General features: G+C 67.1%; 14 protein-coding genes. 5 read left to right on the top strand and 9 right to left on the bottom strand.

What is annotated here, in order from left to right; all coding sequences use genetic code 11:
• Window positions 1-7 precede the first annotated feature (7 nt).
• The 4 genes from ACZ5YA_RS20455 to ACZ5YA_RS20440 form a co-directional block, all read right to left on the bottom strand.
• Window positions 8-925 carry an ABC transporter permease gene (locus ACZ5YA_RS20455; protein WP_464091154.1) on the bottom strand — a complete coding sequence of 306 codons (918 nt, stop codon included), beginning with the start codon at window positions 923-925 and terminating at the stop codon, window positions 8-10.
• A 6-nt stretch (window positions 926-931) separates the two neighbouring features.
• Window positions 932-1,909: an ABC transporter permease gene (locus ACZ5YA_RS20450; protein ID WP_013391148.1), complete on the bottom strand. Its 978-nt coding sequence runs from the start codon at window positions 1,907-1,909 to the stop codon at window positions 932-934.
• Between the two features lie 49 nt (window positions 1,910-1,958).
• The gene (locus ACZ5YA_RS20445; protein ID WP_464091153.1) at window positions 1,959-3,590 is read right to left on the bottom strand and encodes an ABC transporter substrate-binding protein; all 1,632 of its coding nucleotides are present in this window, start codon (window positions 3,588-3,590) and stop codon (window positions 1,959-1,961) included.
• Between the two features lie 70 nt (window positions 3,591-3,660).
• Window positions 3,661-4,632, bottom strand: a complete 972-nt coding sequence (locus ACZ5YA_RS20440; RefSeq protein ID WP_464091152.1) for a M14 family metallopeptidase — start codon at window positions 4,630-4,632, stop codon at window positions 3,661-3,663.
• 296 nt (window positions 4,633-4,928) lie between these two features.
• Here ACZ5YA_RS20440 and ACZ5YA_RS20435 point away from each other — a divergent pair, with 296 nt between their 5' ends.
• Entirely contained in the window at window positions 4,929-5,828 is a 900-nt protein-coding gene (locus tag ACZ5YA_RS20435; protein ID WP_223283428.1) for a LysR family transcriptional regulator, read from the top strand.
• An 82-nt stretch (window positions 5,829-5,910) separates the two neighbouring features.
• Here the strand turns inward: ACZ5YA_RS20435 and ACZ5YA_RS20430 are convergent, their stop codons facing one another.
• From ACZ5YA_RS20430 to ACZ5YA_RS20420, 3 genes are all read right to left on the bottom strand, one after another.
• Window positions 5,911-7,524 carry an ABC transporter substrate-binding protein gene (locus tag ACZ5YA_RS20430; RefSeq protein WP_059377307.1) on the bottom strand — a complete coding sequence of 538 codons (1,614 nt, stop codon included), beginning with the start codon at window positions 7,522-7,524 and terminating at the stop codon, window positions 5,911-5,913.
• 386 nt (window positions 7,525-7,910) lie between these two features.
• Window positions 7,911-8,144 (bottom strand): hypothetical protein, encoded by a 234-nt coding sequence (locus ACZ5YA_RS20425; RefSeq protein ID WP_054455155.1) that lies wholly within the window; start codon window positions 8,142-8,144, stop codon window positions 7,911-7,913.
• 120 nt (window positions 8,145-8,264) lie between these two features.
• A complete protein-coding gene (locus ACZ5YA_RS20420) occupies window positions 8,265-9,125 on the bottom strand; it encodes an NAD(P)H-hydrate dehydratase (protein WP_464091151.1) in 861 nt (286 codons plus the stop codon).
• A gap of 112 nt (window positions 9,126-9,237) precedes the next feature.
• Here ACZ5YA_RS20420 and ACZ5YA_RS20415 point away from each other — a divergent pair, with 112 nt between their 5' ends.
• Complete coding sequence (locus tag ACZ5YA_RS20415; protein WP_013391155.1) at window positions 9,238-10,071, top strand: enoyl-CoA hydratase/isomerase family protein; 834 nt, start codon at window positions 9,238-9,240, stop codon at window positions 10,069-10,071.
• Between the two features lie 46 nt (window positions 10,072-10,117).
• Here the strand turns inward: ACZ5YA_RS20415 and ACZ5YA_RS20410 are convergent, their stop codons facing one another.
• Together ACZ5YA_RS20410 and ACZ5YA_RS20405 are read right to left on the bottom strand one after the other, a co-directional pair.
• Window positions 10,118-10,858: an enoyl-CoA hydratase-related protein gene (locus ACZ5YA_RS20410; RefSeq protein WP_118933375.1), complete on the bottom strand. Its 741-nt coding sequence runs from the start codon at window positions 10,856-10,858 to the stop codon at window positions 10,118-10,120.
• Window positions 10,855-11,826, bottom strand: a complete 972-nt coding sequence (locus ACZ5YA_RS20405; protein ID WP_059377647.1) for an NAD(P)H-dependent flavin oxidoreductase — start codon at window positions 11,824-11,826, stop codon at window positions 10,855-10,857. The genes ACZ5YA_RS20410 and ACZ5YA_RS20405 overlap by 4 nt, the downstream gene beginning before the upstream one ends.
• A 194-nt stretch (window positions 11,827-12,020) precedes the next feature.
• Between ACZ5YA_RS20405 and ACZ5YA_RS20400 the strand changes: the two genes are divergently transcribed.
• The 3 genes from ACZ5YA_RS20400 (at window position 12,021) to ACZ5YA_RS20390 (ending at window position 15,254) form a co-directional block, all read left to right on the top strand.
• A complete protein-coding gene (locus tag ACZ5YA_RS20400; RefSeq protein WP_054455146.1) occupies window positions 12,021-12,644 on the top strand; it encodes a TetR/AcrR family transcriptional regulator in 624 nt (207 codons plus the stop codon).
• A 46-nt stretch (window positions 12,645-12,690) separates the two neighbouring features.
• The gene (locus ACZ5YA_RS20395) at window positions 12,691-13,839 is read left to right on the top strand and encodes an acyl-CoA dehydrogenase family protein (protein ID WP_118933373.1); all 1,149 of its coding nucleotides are present in this window, start codon (window positions 12,691-12,693) and stop codon (window positions 13,837-13,839) included.
• Between the two features lie 185 nt (window positions 13,840-14,024).
• Entirely contained in the window at window positions 14,025-15,254 is a 1,230-nt protein-coding gene (locus ACZ5YA_RS20390) for a CaiB/BaiF CoA transferase family protein (RefSeq protein ID WP_059377315.1), read from the top strand.
• Window positions 15,255-15,282 lie beyond the last annotated feature (28 nt).

Here is a 15,282-nt window from a genome sequence, read left to right as displayed (position 1 = left end):
GTGGGCCTCATCTCTTGGGATCCAGGCTTTCGCGTAGGCGGTCGCCTACGATATTGATGGAGAGGATCAGCAGCAGCAGGGCGATGCCCGGGAACAGGCTGATCCAGTAGTCACCCGACAGCAGGTACTGGAAGCCGTTGGAAATCAGCAGGCCCAGCGAGGGTTCGGTGATGGGCACGCCCACGCCCAGGAACGACAGCGTCGCTTCCAGGGCGATTGCGGTCGCGATCTGGATGGTGGCAAACACCATGACGGGGCCCAGGCAGTTGGGCAGCAGGTGGAACAGCATGATGCGCCAGGCCGGGAAGCCCAGGTTGGCGGCGGCTTCCACGTATTCCTTGCGGCGTTCCTGCAGCGCGCGGCTGCGCATGATGCGGGCGTAATGCCCCCACTGCACCAGCACCAGGGCCAGGATCACCTTGTCGACCCCGCGCCCCAGCACCACCAGCAGCACCAGCGCCACCAGGATGGTCGGAAAGCCCAGGATGAAGTCGACGATGCGCATGAGCACGGTGTCGACCACGCCGCCGACATAGGCGGCCACCAGGCCGATGGCGCCGCCCACGGCGGTGCCCAGCACCACGGCGGACAGGCCCACCATCAGGCTGATGCGCAGGCCATACAGGATGGCGCTGAGCATGTCGCGGCCCTGGTCGTCGGTGCCGAGCCAGGCGATGCTGCCGTCCATCAGCGCCTGGCGCGGCGCCAGGCGGCCGTCCATCAGCGAAAGGTTGGCGAGGTCGTAGGGATTCTGCGGCGCGAAGTAGGGCGCGAAGACCACCAGCACGATCAGGATGGTCAGCGCGATGACGGAGCCGCGCACCGTCGGGCGCGCGTGCAGTTTCTTCAGGATGGAGGCGCGCTGGGGCGTCTCAGCCAGGGGCTGGACGGTGCGGGTGCGGCCGGGATTCGGAGTTTGAGCCATGGCGGATTATTGAGCGGGAGTCACGAGCTGCACGCGCGGATCGAGCGTGGCGTACAGGATGTCCACAACCAGGTTGATGATCACGAAGATCAGGGTGACCAGCATCACGTAGGCCACCACGACCGGGCGGTCCAATTGGTAGACGCTGTCGATCAGCAGCTTGCCCATGCCTGGCCATGCGAACACGGTTTCGGTGATGGTGGAATAGGCGATGAGGGTGCCGAATTCCATGCCGATCACGGTGACCACGGGGATCAGGATGTTGCGCAGGATGTGGCGGCGCACGATGCGGCCGGGCTTGACGCCCTTGGCGCGCGCGAACTTCACATAGTCCTGGCTGCGGGCCTCGACCACGCCGGACGCGGTCAGGCGCAGCACCAGCGCGATGTTGGCCAGCGCCAGGTTGATGGCCGGCATGATCAGGTGCGACCAGCCGTCGGCAGTCAGAATGGACAGGGGCACGCCCAGCACGGTGACCGTGTCGCCGCGGCCGGTGGCGGGCAGCCAGCCCAGCCACACCGCAAACAGCAGGATCAGCATCATGCCTTGCCAGAAGTTCGGCAGCGAAAAACCCAGCACCGAGGATGCCATGATGCCGCGGCCCAGCGGCTGGTCGCGGTACAGGCCCGCGATCAGCCCCAGCGGAATGCCGAACACACAGGTCAGCATGATGGCCACGACCACCAGCTCGAACGTGGCGGGAATGCGCTGCACGATCAGTTCGATGGCGGGGATGCCGTGCACGAAGGAGGTGCCCAGGTCGCCGTGCAGCGCGCGCCACAGGAATCCTGTGTATTGCTGCCATACCGGCAGGTCCAGGCCCAGGCGGGCGATCATCGCCTCGCGTGCGGCCTGGCTGGCTTCGGGGCTGACCAGCAGTTCGATCGGATCGCCCACGGCATAGACCGCGAAGAAGACCACGACCGAAACGGCCAGCAGCACGAACAGACTCTGTATCAGTCTGCGTAGGATGAACAAGGCCACGAGATTATTTCCTTGGTGGGCTCAGGGTTTGCGGGCGCCGCGTAGGGTCTTACTTGGCGGGCTTGGCCGACATGGCCAGGGTGTACTGGTCGGCGCGGCCTTCATAGGTCAGTCCCTTGCGGAACGCCCAGATGCTGCTTTCGAAATGCAGGGGAATGCTGGGCAGGTCGGCCAACGCCAGCGTCAGCGATTCCTGCAGCAGTTTTTCGCGCGCGGCCGGGTCCACGGTGACGAGGGCGCGCTTGAACACGCGGTCGAACTCGGGGTTGTCATAGCCGCCGTAGTTGCTGGTGCCCAGGCCGTGTTCCTTGTCGAACGCGCTGACCCAGTATTGCAGGAAGGACGAGGCCTCGCCGGTTTCCGACGACCAGCCGCCCATGGCGAAGCTGAACTCGCGCTTGGCGCGCTTGGGGAAGTAGACCGAGCGCGTCATGGTGTCGACGGTGGTCTTGATGCCCACGCGCGACAGGTATTGCGCTACCGCCTGCGTGATCTGCGCGTCGTTGATGTAGCGGTCGTTGGTGGACGAGACGGTCAGTTCGAAGCCGTTCGGGTAGCCGGCCTCGGCCAGCAGCTTCTTGGCGGCGGCCGGGTCGTACTTGAGCTCGGGCGGCTTGGGCAGGGTGCCGAACATGCCGTCGGGCAGGAATTGGTTGGCCGGCGTGGCGGCGCCGTCCATGATGCGGTCGGCGATGGTCTTGCGGTCGATGGCCATGGAAATGGCGCGGCGCACGCGCACGTCCTGCAGCGGGTTCTTGCCGTCGGCGGCCTTGACGCCGGGGCTGGGATTGCGCGCCACGTCGGGCTGGAAATACACCACGCGTACCGACGGTGTGATGACGTGGCCGAAACCCGGGGTCTCCGAAATGCGCTTCACGTCGCGCGCGGCGGGGTTTTCGATCAGGTCGAAGTCGCCCGCCAGGAGGCCCGTCAGGCGCGGGCCGGCAGCCGGCACCGGCACCATTTTCACGTCCTTCCATGCGGGCTTCGCGCCCCAGTAGGCGTCGTTGCGCGTCAGCTCGATCGCGGTGCCCTTGACGTAGCTCTTCAGCGTGTAGGGCCCGGTGCCGATCACGGAGCGGCCGGTATTGAAGTCGGCCACGGTGGGCCAGGCGCCGGTGACGCCGCACTTGTTCTTCAGGTCGAAGCTGATCGGGCCGTGTTCGGCGATGCCGTTCCACAGCATGCCCATGCGGGTCAGGTCGTTGGGCAGCAGCGGATAGGGCTGGCGCGTCTTGATCACCAGCGTGTTGCCGTCGCGGACCTGCACGTCAGCGAACTTCTGCACGATGGAAGGGTACGAGCTGCTGATGGACTGCTCGTTGTTGACCACGCGGCAGAAGGTGAACAGCACGTCCTGCGCCGTGAAGGGCTGGCCATTGGAAAACGTGACGCCGTCACGCAGCGTGAATTCCCAGGTCGTGTCGTCCACCGGCTTCCAGGCCGTGGCCAGGCGCGGGATCAGGTCCATCTTGGCATCCTGCCCCACCAGCGTCTCGAACATGTGCGAAGTCATCGCATCGTTCGGCGTGGCCTGGTGGTAGTGCGGATCCATCGACGTCGGCTCGGACGACAGGCCGATCCGCAGAACGCCGGCGGCGTCCTGCGCGATGGCCGCGGTGGTACAGGCGGCCATGGCGAAGGCCGTGAGCATGCTGCGGTAGAGCGTCTGGGCAGACATGGATTTTGTCCCTTTGTTGTATTGGTTATGGTGTTGCAGGGCGGCGTTCCTGGCGGACCGCCGCGGGTCTTCAGGCGATGGGCTGCGCCAGCCGGACGACGGTCACGCCGGGCCGCAGATTGGCGGTGGACGGCATGATCAGCACGCAGTTGTCATAGGGCGTGACGACGGGCTCGCCCTCGGACCAGCCGATCAGGTCGCCGGCGCGGGCCAGCGTTTCCAGGCCCTTCCAGGGCTGGGCGAAGCGGAAGTCGGCGCTCTTGGCGGCGATCGCATGCGTGACGCGCAGTGCGCGCTGCGTGGGCGCCGCGGGGGCGAACCAATCCGCGGGCAGGTCGCCGCGGTCCACCGTGCCCGCTTCCACCAGGAAGCGCGCCATCTGGTCGACGGCCACGCCGCGCGCCTCGGGCGCGCCATGGAAGCCGCATTCGATCAGCAGGGAACGGGTGCCGTTGTCGCCGGCTTCGCCGAAGCGGCCGTAGTCGCGCATGCGCACGCCGGCGGCATGGCCGGCGTCGGCGATGATGGTGGCGGGGTTGCCCAGCGCCAGCGCCAGATCGATATTGCGTTGCTCCATGCCGGTCAGCTGCAGCGGCACGTCGGAATTGCTCATCGAATGGAAGTCCAGCAGCCAGTCGGCCTGCTCGACCCAGGGCTGGATCTCGGCTGCGCGGCGGCGTTCCTGGCTGGCGGGCGCGCTCAGCTTGTCGTCGCTCCAGACGCGGTTCATGTCTTCGTCGACGAAGCGCGCGGGCGCGTAGTTGGCGGGGTCGAAGCGGTCGAACGCCGCCAGGTTGCAGAACGCCAGCGTCAGCGAACCGCGGCGCGGGCGCAGGCCTGCCGCCAGCGCGTCCTTCAGCGCCCAGGCGCCGCAGAGTTCATTGCCGTGGATCAGCGCGCTCAGCATGACGCGCTTGCCCGGCACGCCCGAATCGAAATGCCAGACCCCCGGGGTATCCGTGTTGCCCACCCGCTCCGCCGACAAGTTCGGACAGGCAAGTAGAAATGGGCGCGGTGTGGACGCGGGGGCGGACGTGGGCATGGGAACTCCGATGAAGCGACGGGATTGTATAGGCGATGGCGCTGGGGTGGCGGCTAGCCGCCGGCATGAGCGGGCGCCGCGGCGCGGCGGGCGCTGAAACAGGCTGCTAACACGGGTTTTCCCTTATATATAGGGCGCGTCAGGCGCGCGCCGCCTTTGAGTATTGGGCGAATTCTAGGAGCTTGGCTGCTTTCTCTACAATTAGAATATTTATCTCGAGCTTTGCAGAAAAGGCAAAGCTTGTTCCCCATTCCCAATCCCTGAGAACCGCGAGGGCTGACGTGCACGGCATCGCCTTGAAGTATTTTCTGGAGGTTGCCCAGGCGGGCAGCCTGAGCGGCGCGTCCGAGCGCCTGCATGTGGCGGTGTCGGCCATCAGCCGGCAGATCGCCAAGCTGGAGGAAGAGGCGGGCGCGCCGCTGTTCGAGCGCGCCGCGCGCGGCATGGTCCTGAGCGAAGCGGGGCAGTTGCTGCTGGCGCATGCCCGCCGCACCATGCTGGAAGCCGATTCCGTGCTGCAGGAAATCGCCGCCATCAAGGGCGCCGCGCGCAACGAGATTCGGGTGGCCTCGGTCGAGGGCGTGGCGCGGATCTTCCTGCCCTCGGTGATGGCGCGTTTTCGCCGCGACTGGCCCAACATCCGCTTCGATCTGCACGTGGGTTCGCCGGCCGAGGTCAGCCGCCGGGTGGCCGAAGGCAGCGTGGAGCTGGGGATGGTCTTCATCGCCGAACGCATAGGCGGGGTCAGTCCGCGCTATTCGCGCCGCGCGCCGGTGCATGCGGTGATGGCGGCCGACCATCCGCTGGCGGGCCGCGCCAGCGTCAGCCTGCAGGATCTCAGCCAGTATCCGCTAGCCCTGACCGGGCCCGGCACCACCACGCGGCAGCTGTTCGAAATGGGCTGCGCGCTGGAGTCGGTGCAGCTGGAGCCGGCGCTGACCTGCAACGATTCCTCGCCGCTGCACGGCTTTGTCTTCGGGTCGGACGCCATCATGCTCAGCGGCTATATCTCGGTGGCCTGGAGCCTGCGGCGCGACGAGCTGATCGCCGTGCCGATTTCCAACGCCGAGCTGCAATCGCGCACCCTGCAGATCCAGGTCATGCCGGGCCGGGTGCTGCCGCCGGCGGCCGAAGCCTTCGTCGAACTGCTGGCGCGGGAACTGGACGACGCGTTGCAAGGCAGGGCGGCGGCATAGTTTGTCCAGGATGCAAACGTCCTCGGCGGAGGTAAAAAAAACGGCTGCCCTGGGGCAGCCGTTTTCGTTCAGGCGGACCTGATTACTTCTTTTCGGGCGTGACCGAGGTGGCCAGCGTGTACTGGTCGCGACGGCCTTCGTAGGTGATGCCCTTGCGGAAGGCCCAGATGCTGCTTTCGAAGTGCAGTGGGATCAGCGGCACGTTATCCAATGCGATCTGGGTGGACTGCTGCAGCAGCTTCTCGCGCTTGGCCGCGTCCACCGTCACGATGGCTTCCTTGTAGACCTTGTCGAAGTCGGCATTGCTGAAGCCGCCGTAGTTGCTGGTGCCCAGGCTGTTGGGGGAATCCAGGGATGCCACCCACAGCTGGAACAGCGCCGAGGCTTCACCCGTTTCCGCCGGCCAGCCGCCCATCGAGAAGCTGAACTCGCGCTTGGCGCGCTTGGGGAAGTAGATGGAGGCCGTCATGGCGTCCACATTGGTCTTGATGCCGACGCGGGCCAGGTACTGGGCCACGGCTTGCGCCACCTGGCCGTCGTTGACGTAGCGGTCGTTGGTCGACGACAGCGTCAGTTCAAAGCCGTTCGGGTAGCCGGCTTCGGCCAGCAGCTTCTTGGCGCCTTCCGGGTCGAACTTGATTTCCGGAGCCTGGGGCAGCGCGCCGAACATGCCGTCGGGCATGTACTGGAAGGCGGGCGTGGCCATGCCGTCCATGATGCGGGCGGTGATGGTCTTGCGGTCGATGGCCATCGAGATGGCCTTACGCACGCGCAGGTCCTGCAGCGGGTTCTTGCCGTCGGCGCTCTTGACGAAGGGGCTCGGGTTGCGGCCCACGTCCGGCTGGAAGAACACCAGGCGGGTCGACGGGGTGGCGACGAAGCCGAACTTGGGGTTGTCCTTCAGGCGCGGCAGGTCGCGAGCGGCGGGGTTTTCGATCATGTCGAAGTCGCCGGACAGGAGGCCGGTCAGGCGCGGGCCGGCCGACGGCACCGGCACGAACTTCACTTCCTTCCAGTACGGCTTGGGGCCCCAGTAGTTTTCATTGCGGACCAGCTCGATGCCGGTGCCCTTGACGTAGGACTTCAGGGTGTACGGGCCGGTGCCGATGGCATCCTTGCCGTTGTTGAAGTCGGCCACGGTGGGCCAGGCGCCGGTCACGCCGCAACCCTTCTTTGGGTCGAACGTCAGCTTGCCGTGCTCGACGATGCCGTTCCAGACGATGGGCAGCGAGCGCGCCAGTTCGGCGGGCATCAGCGGGAAGGGCTCGCCGGTCTTGATGATGACGGTGTGCGCGTCCGGCGTCTGCACGTCGGTGATGCGCTTGGTCATGTCCATGTAGGACTGCGACACGTTGGTTTCGTTGTTCAGCGTGCGGCAGATGGTGAACAGCACGTCTTCGGACGTGAACGGCTTGCCGTTGGAGAACTTGACGTCGTCGCGCAGCTTGAATTCCCAGGTCTGGTCGTCCAGCGTCTTCCAGGAAGTGGCCAGTGCGGGCACCAGCTTCATGTCGGCGCTGCGACCCACCAGGGAACTGTAGACGTGCGCGGAGAACGCGTCGTTCTGCGTCATCTTGTGATAGTGGGGGTCCGCCGAGGTGGGTTCGGCCGACAGGCCGATCTTCAGCGTCTGGGCTTGGGCGGCGGCCAGGGGAATGGCGGCGGCCGCAAGGGCCAGGGTAGTGCGCAACTTCATGGTGACAACTCCGGATGGGGAACGAACCGGATCGCGCCTGCGTGTAAACCGGCCTGCGCCAGCCGCGCGGGCGGCGTCGCCTGGAAGGGGCTCAGGGGGTTTTGGCGCCGGGCACGACGGCAAGGGGCCGATTATCGGTAGGGGCTTCGCGCACTGTCAATGCGCAATGGCAAGCGCGGCGCTAGGGAAAACGCGGAGAGGGAGGGGGAAAGAGGGCGCCGCGCTGCCTCGTCTGGAGGCCTGCGCGGCGCGATGGCGCCCGGGTGAGGGACTGGGCGCCGAAGAACCGCCGCAAGGGGCGCCGGGAAGCCGGCGGGCGTTGCGGCGGGGTCGCGCCAGGCTGAATCGCGGGAGATCGATCGCGACTCAGGCCGGCGCGGCAGGGCTTACCACTGCGAACCGGAGAAGCGCGAGCTGGCGGCGCGGGCCTTGTTCATCGACTCGTTCACTTCATCGATGAAGGAAAACACGGCGGCAACAGCTGCCACTACGGCTTGGCCGGCCTTCTTCAGGCTGGTCAGCGGATGGGAATTCGGTTGGTTCTCGAGGGCGCCGCGGAGCAGATCGCGCTCCAGCGCGTCGGTCAGGCGGGCAGTGTGGTTCAGGGTCAGTTCGCTCATGGTTTGCTCCAGTCCGTTTCGTCTTGGTGTAAACCATTATAGGGATAACCCTAGGGTCGATGCAATGCTATTTTTAGGGTAAACCCCTATATGTTGTAAAAATGTTTATTCCCCAGGGACTTAGCCGCTATTTCGCAGGGCGCGGGCCGCGTCCGCCAGCTCTCCGGCGGTCAGTCCGATGGGGCCGACACCCTGGGCCACCAACGCATCGGCCGCCGCGCCGTGCAGCCAGACGGCGCCGGCCACGGCCTGGTCCAACGGCAGCTTCTGGGCGATCAGCGAACCCAGCATGCCCGCTAATACGTCCCCGGTTCCGGCGGTGGCGAGCCCCGGATTGCCGCTGGTGTTGATCCGCAGATCGCCATCCGGGGAGCTGACCACGGTGCCTGCGCCCTTCAGCACGATCCAGGCGCGGTAGCGTAGCGCCAGTTTCCTGGCGGCGGCCGGGCGGTCGGCCTGCACCTCGGCCGTATCCACGCCAAGCAGCCGCCCGGCCTCGGCCGGATGGGGCGTCAGCACCACGGTGCCCTCGCCCCAGTTGGGTTGGATGTCGCCGCGGGCCAGCAGATTCAGCCCGTCCGCGTCCAGCACCAGCGGCGCTGCGCGGCGCAGCACGAACAGTTCGGACAGGGCGTTGGCCGCCAGGGCGCCCGTGCCTATGCCGCATCCCGCCACCCAGGCGGTGACGCCCCAGTCTTCTTCCAGCAGCGAGCGGGCGTCGCGCAGCATCAGTTCGGGCTGCAGCGGATCGCAGGCCAGCGGCGCGGCGTCCTGGGCGAAGCCGACCAGCACCTTGCCGGCGCCGGTCTTCAGGGCGGCGCGCGCGGCCAGCAGCGCCGCGCCCGTCATGCCCGGGCCGCCGCCCACCACGCCCACCGTGCCGAAACTACCCTTGTGAGTGTCCCGGCCGCGCGGCGCGAACAGGGCGGGCAGGGCGGCGCGGTCGATGGCGCCGCCGGCGGACGGGGCGGTAGTGTTCATGGGCTGAGGCTCCTGGGGATGGCGGCGTGGCGCGAAGGCGCGTATCTACTATAGTGCGCCCAAACCGGCCGGCATCCGGTCCGGCCCAAGACTAGACGACGTGGAGACGAACATGAGCGACATCACGCTGGAACACTATTCCGCCTATGAGTCCCTGAAACTGCGCCGGCACCCCGGCGGGGTGCTGGAGGTGATCATGGGGGCCAAGGGCGGCAAGCCGGGCAAGCTGTCCACCGCCGACGACCGCATGCACCGCGAACTGGCAGACATCTGGCGCGATATCGACACCGATCCGGACACCCGGGTGGTGGTGATCCGTGGCGAGGGCAAGGGCTTTTCGGGCGGGGGCGACCTGGACCTGGTGCAGCAGATGGCCGACGATTTCGACGTGCGCACCCGCGTCTGGCGCGAGGCCCGCGACCTGGTCTACAACATCATCAACTGCAACAAGCCCATTGTGTCCGCCATGCATGGCGCGGCCGTGGGCGCGGGCCTGGTGGCCGGCCTGTTGGCCGACATCTCCATCGCCGCACGCGACGCGCGCATCATCGATGGTCATACCCGCCTGGGCGTGACGGCCGGCGACCATGCCGCCATCGTCTGGCCGCTGCTTTGCGGCATGGCGCGCGCCAAGTACTACCTGATGCTGTGCGAAACCGTGACCGGCGAGGAAGCCGAGCGCATCGGCCTGGTGTCGCTGTGCGTGGACGAGGCCGAACTCATCGGACGTGCCTTCGAAGTCGCCAACAAGCTGGCCGCAGGCTCCCAGACCGCGATCCGCTGGACCAAGTATTCGTTGAACAACTGGCTGCGCATGGCGGGGCCGAGCTTCGATACCTCGCTGGCCCTGGAATTCATGGGCTTTGGCGGCCCGGACGTACGCGAAGGGATCCAGTCCCTGCGTGAACGCCGCGCGCCGAACTTCCGGCCGGATTCGCCGTTCTGAGGCGGCGGATTGCGCGCGTTGGGGCAGGGCGCGCAATCCGGCTTTCCTACTTCTTGAAGAACTTCGCGAACGCCGCCTGCGCTTCCTCGGATTGCAGGCGGATGCGGAACTGCTGGGCTTCGTAGTCCAGCGTGTCCTGGATCGCCTGGCGGTCCGGGCGGCGCAGCATGGCCTTGGTCAGGCGCAGCGCGGCCGGCGGCTGGCGCGCCAGGTCGGCGGCGGTGGCCTGCGCCGCCGCCAGCGCCTGGCCCTTGGGCGTGACCGACGTGGCCAGCCCGGCGTCGCAGGCGTCTTGCGCCGTGAAGGCCTTGCCCTGCAACAGCCATTCGGCGGCGCGGCGGGCGCCGGCCAGGCGCGGCATCAGCAGGCTGGAAGCGCCTTCCGGACACAACCCCAACGCCACGAACGGCATGCGCAAGGTGGCGCCTTCGCCGATGTGGACGAAATCGCAATGCTGCAGCAGCGTCACGCCGATGCCGATGGCATAGCCTTCGACCGCGGCAATGACCGGCACGTCCGCCATGGACAGCGCGCGCAGGAAAGTCAGGCCGGCGCTGTCGCCGGCGCCGCGTTCCGCCTGGAAGTCGCGCAAATCGTTGCCCGCCGTGAAGTGCTCGCCCGCGCCGGTCAGGATGACCGCCGCCAGCGCGGTGTCGGCCGACGCCAGCGCGATCTGTTCGGTCAGCGCGGCATAGGTGGCGGTATCCAGCGCGTTGCGGCGATCCGGACGGTTGATGGTCAGCGTCAACACCGCGCCGTCGCGGCTGACCTGCAGACCGGCGCTCATGCGCCGAAACCGTTGGCCAGACGGGTCTTGGCGTCTGCGTATTCGCTGCGCAGCGTGTCCACGATCTGGCGGGTCGGCAGCACGCTGGCGATGCCGCCCACGCCCTGGCCCGCGCCCCAGATGTCCTTCCAGGGCTTGACCCGGGTCGAGCCGAAATTCGACGCGCCGCTGTCGGGCTGCGGCAGGTTGGCCGGATCCAGCCCGGCGGCGGCGATGCTGGCCTTCAGGTAGTTGCCGGGGATGCCGGTGAAGAACGGGGTGTACAGGATGTCCGAAGCGCTGGCATCCACGATGGCGGATTTGTAGCCTTCGCTGGCGTTGGCTTCCTCGCTGGCGATGAAGCGCGTACCCATATAGGCGAAGTCCGCGCCCATGGCCTGCGCGGCCAGGATGTGCGCGCCCGAGGTGATCGCGCCCGACAGGATCAGCGGGCCGTCATAGAAGCGGCGCACTTCGGATACCAGCGCGAAGGGGCTGAGCGTGCCCGCATGGCCGCCAGCCCCGGCGCACACCAGGATCAGGCCGTCCACGCCGGCTTCCAGCGCTTTTTCGGCGTGGCGGATGGTGGTCACGTCGTGGAATACCTTGCCGCCCCAGTCATGCACGCCTTTGACCAGGTCTCCGGGGGCGCGCAGGCTGGTGATGATGAGCGGCACGCGGTGGCTGGCGCACACGGCCAGGTCCTGCTCCAGCCGGTCGTTGGACTGGTGGATGATCTGGTTGACTGCGAATGGCGCAACCGTCGCCCCGGGGTTGGCCTCGCGGTGCGAGGCCAGGCCGGCCTGGACTTCGTCCAGCCAGTCGGTCAGCAGGCTTTGCGGACGCGCGTTCAGCGCGGGGAACGACCCCACGATGCCGCTGGTGCACTGCGCCACCACCAGCTTGGGGTTGGACACGATGAACATCGGGGCGCAGATGACCGGCAGGGACATCTGGCCGTACAAATCAGTCACAAGAGAGTGGGGCATGGCGTCGTCGCGGAAAAAGGTCACTGGAGGACTTGAACATCGGGACTTGAGCATCCTAGGCGGGTGTGCCTATAATTACCTACCGACCGTCCGGTAATTAATTAATCCTTATTAAACGGCATGCGCTGAATCGCTGTCAATGGAGGTACGCGAGTCCCTCCGGCAGCTGCGGCGCGGCCCCTGCAAAGGCTGCCATGGCGACCTCCGCCCCTCCTGCCCAGAAACGCGCCCGCGCCGGCCGCCCACCCACCGTGGCGGCCCCGCGCGAACGCATCCTGGAAGAAGCCGCCAAGCTCTTCGCCCAAAGCGGCTACGACGGCAGTTCGGTGTCCGACCTGGCCGGCGCGCTCGGCGTGTCCAAGGCGGCCATCTATCACTACTACACCACCAAGCAGGACATCTACGACGCCATCATCCTGGCCGTGCTGAGCGGCCTGACGCAGGCTGTCGCCCAGGATGTCGCGCGGGCCGAGGGCGCCACGGCCCGCCTGCGCGCCTTCATGGTGGGCCACGCGCGCTACTTCGAGCAGCACCACGCCGAGTTCGTCACCATGCTGATCGGCTATTCCGGCATGGCGCTGACCGAACGCGAAGACGCCGCCCGGCTGCGCGACGGCTACGAGAAGCGCCTGCGCGAACTGATCGCGCAAGGCGTCGCCGCCGGCGAGTTCCGCGCGCTGGACGTGGCCGCCGCGGGCCGCGCCGTGCTGTCCATGCTGAATTGGATGGTGCGTTGGTACAAGCCCGGCCAGGGCGACAGCGCCGAAGCCATCGCCGCCGGCTATTTCGATCTATTGGTCGGAGGCATGCGCGCCTGAGGCGCGGCTGTCCCCGGCTTGCCCCGCTTTTTGTGAGACTCCCATCATGGCCCTCGATACCGAAACCCTGAACCTGTTGCTGGACGCCGTGCGCCGCTTCGTGCACGAACGCCTGATCCCCGCCGAAGACGAACTGGCCGAAAGCGGCCAGGTGCCGTCCGACATCGTCAACGAGATGCGCGAGCTGGGCCTGTTCGGCCTGTCCATCTCGCCCGACCATGGCGGCCTGGGCCTGACCATGGAAGAGGAAGTGCGCGTGGTCTTCGAGCTGGGTCAGACCTCGCCCGCGTTCCGCTCGCTGGCCGGCACCAACATCGGCATCGGCTCGCAAGCCATCGTGCTGGCCGGCACCGACGAGCAGCGCGCCCGCTACCTGCCCAAGCTGGCCAGCGGCGAATTGATCGGCTCGTTCGCGCTGACCGAACCCGACGCCGGTTCCGACGCGATGGCGCTGCGCCTGTCCGCGGTGCGCGACGGCGACAGCTACGTGCTCAACGGCACCAAGCGCTACATCACCAACGCGCCCATCGCCGGCCTGTTCTCCGTCATGGCGCGCACCGCGCCGGAACGCCGCGCCAATTCCATTTCGTGCTTCCTGGTCGAAGCCGGCACGCCCGGCCTGAGCATCGGCAAGCCGGACAAGAAGATGGGCCAGGCCGGCGCCCTGACCAGCGACGTGGTGTTCGACAACTGCCGCGTCCCGGCCAGCGCGCTGCTGGGCGGCGAAGAGGGCAATGGTTTCCGCACCTCGATGCGGGTGCTGGACAAGGGCCGCCTGCATATCTCGGCGCTGTGCGTGGGCATCGCCGACCGCCTGCTGAGCGATGCCGTGAAGTACGCCATTGAGCGTAAGCAATTCGGCCAACCCATCGCCGAATTCCAGCTGATCCAGGCCATGATCGCCGACAGCCAGGCCGAACTCTACGCCGCGCGCTGCATGGTGCTGGACGCCGCCCGCATGCGCGACCGCGGCGAGAACACCACCATGCAGGCCGCCTGCTGCAAGCTGTACGCCACCGAAATGGTGGGCCGCGTGGCCGACCGCGCGGTGCAGATCCACGGCGGCGCCGGCTACATGTCGGAATACGCGGTCGAGCGCTTCTACCGCGACGTGCGCCTGTTCCGCATCTTCGAAGGCACTTCGCAGATCCAGCAGCTGGTGATCGCCCGCGAAACCATCAAGGCGCATTCCTGAGCGCGGACCCGGCGCAAGAGGCTAATATCCTGCATGACTGACGGTGATCCGGCGCACGGCCCCAGGCCGCGCCGGCATATGACGCGCCAGCGGCCGCGCGCCGCCGGCATGACGGAATTCCAGTCTGGCTTGCGCGCCGCCGCAAGCCAGACGTTTTCATTTCTCTTCTAGCGAAAAGATTACTAATGTCGCAACGTCCCGCTCCCCTTACCGGCATACGCGTGCTGGACCTCACCCGCGTCCTGGCGGGTCCCTGGTGCACCCAGAACCTCGCCGACCTTGGCGCCGAGGTCATCAAGATCGAACGTCCCGGCGCGGGCGACGACACGCGGGCCTGGGGGCCTCCGTACCTGAAGGACGAGGCGGGCAACGACACCACGGAAGCGGCCTATTACCTGTCCGCCAACCGCAACAAGCTGTCGGTGGCGCTGGACATCGCCTCGCCGCGCGGCGCCGAGCTGGTGCGCGAACTGGCGCTGCAAAGCGACATCCTGGTTGAAAACTTCAAGGTCGGCGGCCTGTCGAAGTACGGCCTGGACTACGAAAGCCTGAAGGAACTCAACCCGCGCCTGATCTACTGCTCCATCACCGGCTTCGGCCAGACCGGCCCTTACGCCAGCCGTCCTGGCTATGACTTCATGATCCAGGGCATGGGCGGCCTGATGAGCATCACCGGCGAACGCGACGACCTGCCCGGCGGCGGTCCGCAGAAAGCGGGCGTGGCCGTGACCGACCTGATGACCGGCATGTACTCCACGGTCGGCATCCTGGCCGCGCTGCACGAACGCTCGCGCAGCGGCCTGGGCCAGCACATCGACATGGCGCTGCTGGACTGTCAGGTCAGCATGCTGGCCAACCAGAACCTCAATTACATGACCTCGGGCGTGGCGCCCAAGCGCGCAGGCAATGCCCACCAGAACCTGGTGCCGTACCAGGTCTTCGCGGCCAGCGACGGCCACCTGATCGTGGCGGTCGGCAACGACAGCCAGTTCCGCAACTACTGCGGCGCGATCGGCCTGCCCGAGCTGTCGGCCGATCCGCGCTTTGCCACCAATCCGCAGCGCGTGAAGAACCGCGCCGAACTGGTGCCGCTCCTGGCCGAACGCATGGCCACCGGCGCGCGCGACCACTGGCTGGCCGCGCTGGAAGGCGTGGGCGTTCCCGCCGGCCCCATCAACACGCTGGACCAGGTCTACGAAGATCCGCAGGTCCTGGCGCGCGGCATGAAGCGCGAGATGCCGCATCCGACCGCGGGCACGGTGCCCATTGCCGCCAGCCCGCTGAAGTTTTCCGACAGCCCCGTCGAGTACCGCCGTCCGCCGCCCATGCTGGGCGAGCACACCGAGCAGGTGCTGTCCGAGAAGCTGGGCCTGTCGGCCGAAGAAATCCTGGCGCTGGCGCAGAGCCGGGCCTGAACCCCATCCAATAAAAGCAGGAGAGTGG

Source organism: Achromobacter sp. JCM 18799 (genome assembly GCF_055395645.1).
The sequence above is the reverse complement of the archived record's forward strand: the minus strand, read 5'-3'. Positions and strand labels throughout refer to the sequence as shown.

Bases quoted from the DNA above. Each gene is read 5' to 3' on its own strand.
- ACZ5YA_RS20390 (WP_059377315.1), top strand. From the start codon at position 14,025: ATGTCGCAACGTCCCGCTCCCCTTACCGGCATACGCGTGCTGGACCTC.
- ACZ5YA_RS20440 (WP_464091152.1), bottom strand. From the start codon at position 4,632: ATGCCCACGTCCGCCCCCGCGTCCACACCGCGCCCATTTCTACTTGCC.
- ACZ5YA_RS20445 (WP_464091153.1), bottom strand. From the start codon at position 3,590: ATGTCTGCCCAGACGCTCTACCGCAGCATGCTCACGGCCTTCGCCATG.
- ACZ5YA_RS20410 (WP_118933375.1), bottom strand. From the start codon at position 10,858: ATGAGCGCCGGTCTGCAGGTCAGCCGCGACGGCGCGGTGTTGACGCTG.
- ACZ5YA_RS20420 (WP_464091151.1), bottom strand. From the start codon at position 9,125: ATGAACACTACCGCCCCGTCCGCCGGCGGCGCCATCGACCGCGCCGCC.
- ACZ5YA_RS20455 (WP_464091154.1), bottom strand. From the start codon at position 925: ATGGCTCAAACTCCGAATCCCGGCCGCACCCGCACCGTCCAGCCCCTG.
- ACZ5YA_RS20400 (WP_054455146.1), top strand. From the start codon at position 12,021: ATGGCGACCTCCGCCCCTCCTGCCCAGAAACGCGCCCGCGCCGGCCGC.
- ACZ5YA_RS20430 (WP_059377307.1), bottom strand. From the start codon at position 7,524: ATGAAGTTGCGCACTACCCTGGCCCTTGCGGCCGCCGCCATTCCCCTG.
- ACZ5YA_RS20395 (WP_118933373.1), top strand. From the start codon at position 12,691: ATGGCCCTCGATACCGAAACCCTGAACCTGTTGCTGGACGCCGTGCGC.
- ACZ5YA_RS20405 (WP_059377647.1), bottom strand. From the start codon at position 11,826: ATGCCCCACTCTCTTGTGACTGATTTGTACGGCCAGATGTCCCTGCCG.
- ACZ5YA_RS20425 (WP_054455155.1), bottom strand. From the start codon at position 8,144: ATGAGCGAACTGACCCTGAACCACACTGCCCGCCTGACCGACGCGCTG.
- ACZ5YA_RS20415 (WP_013391155.1), top strand. From the start codon at position 9,238: ATGAGCGACATCACGCTGGAACACTATTCCGCCTATGAGTCCCTGAAA.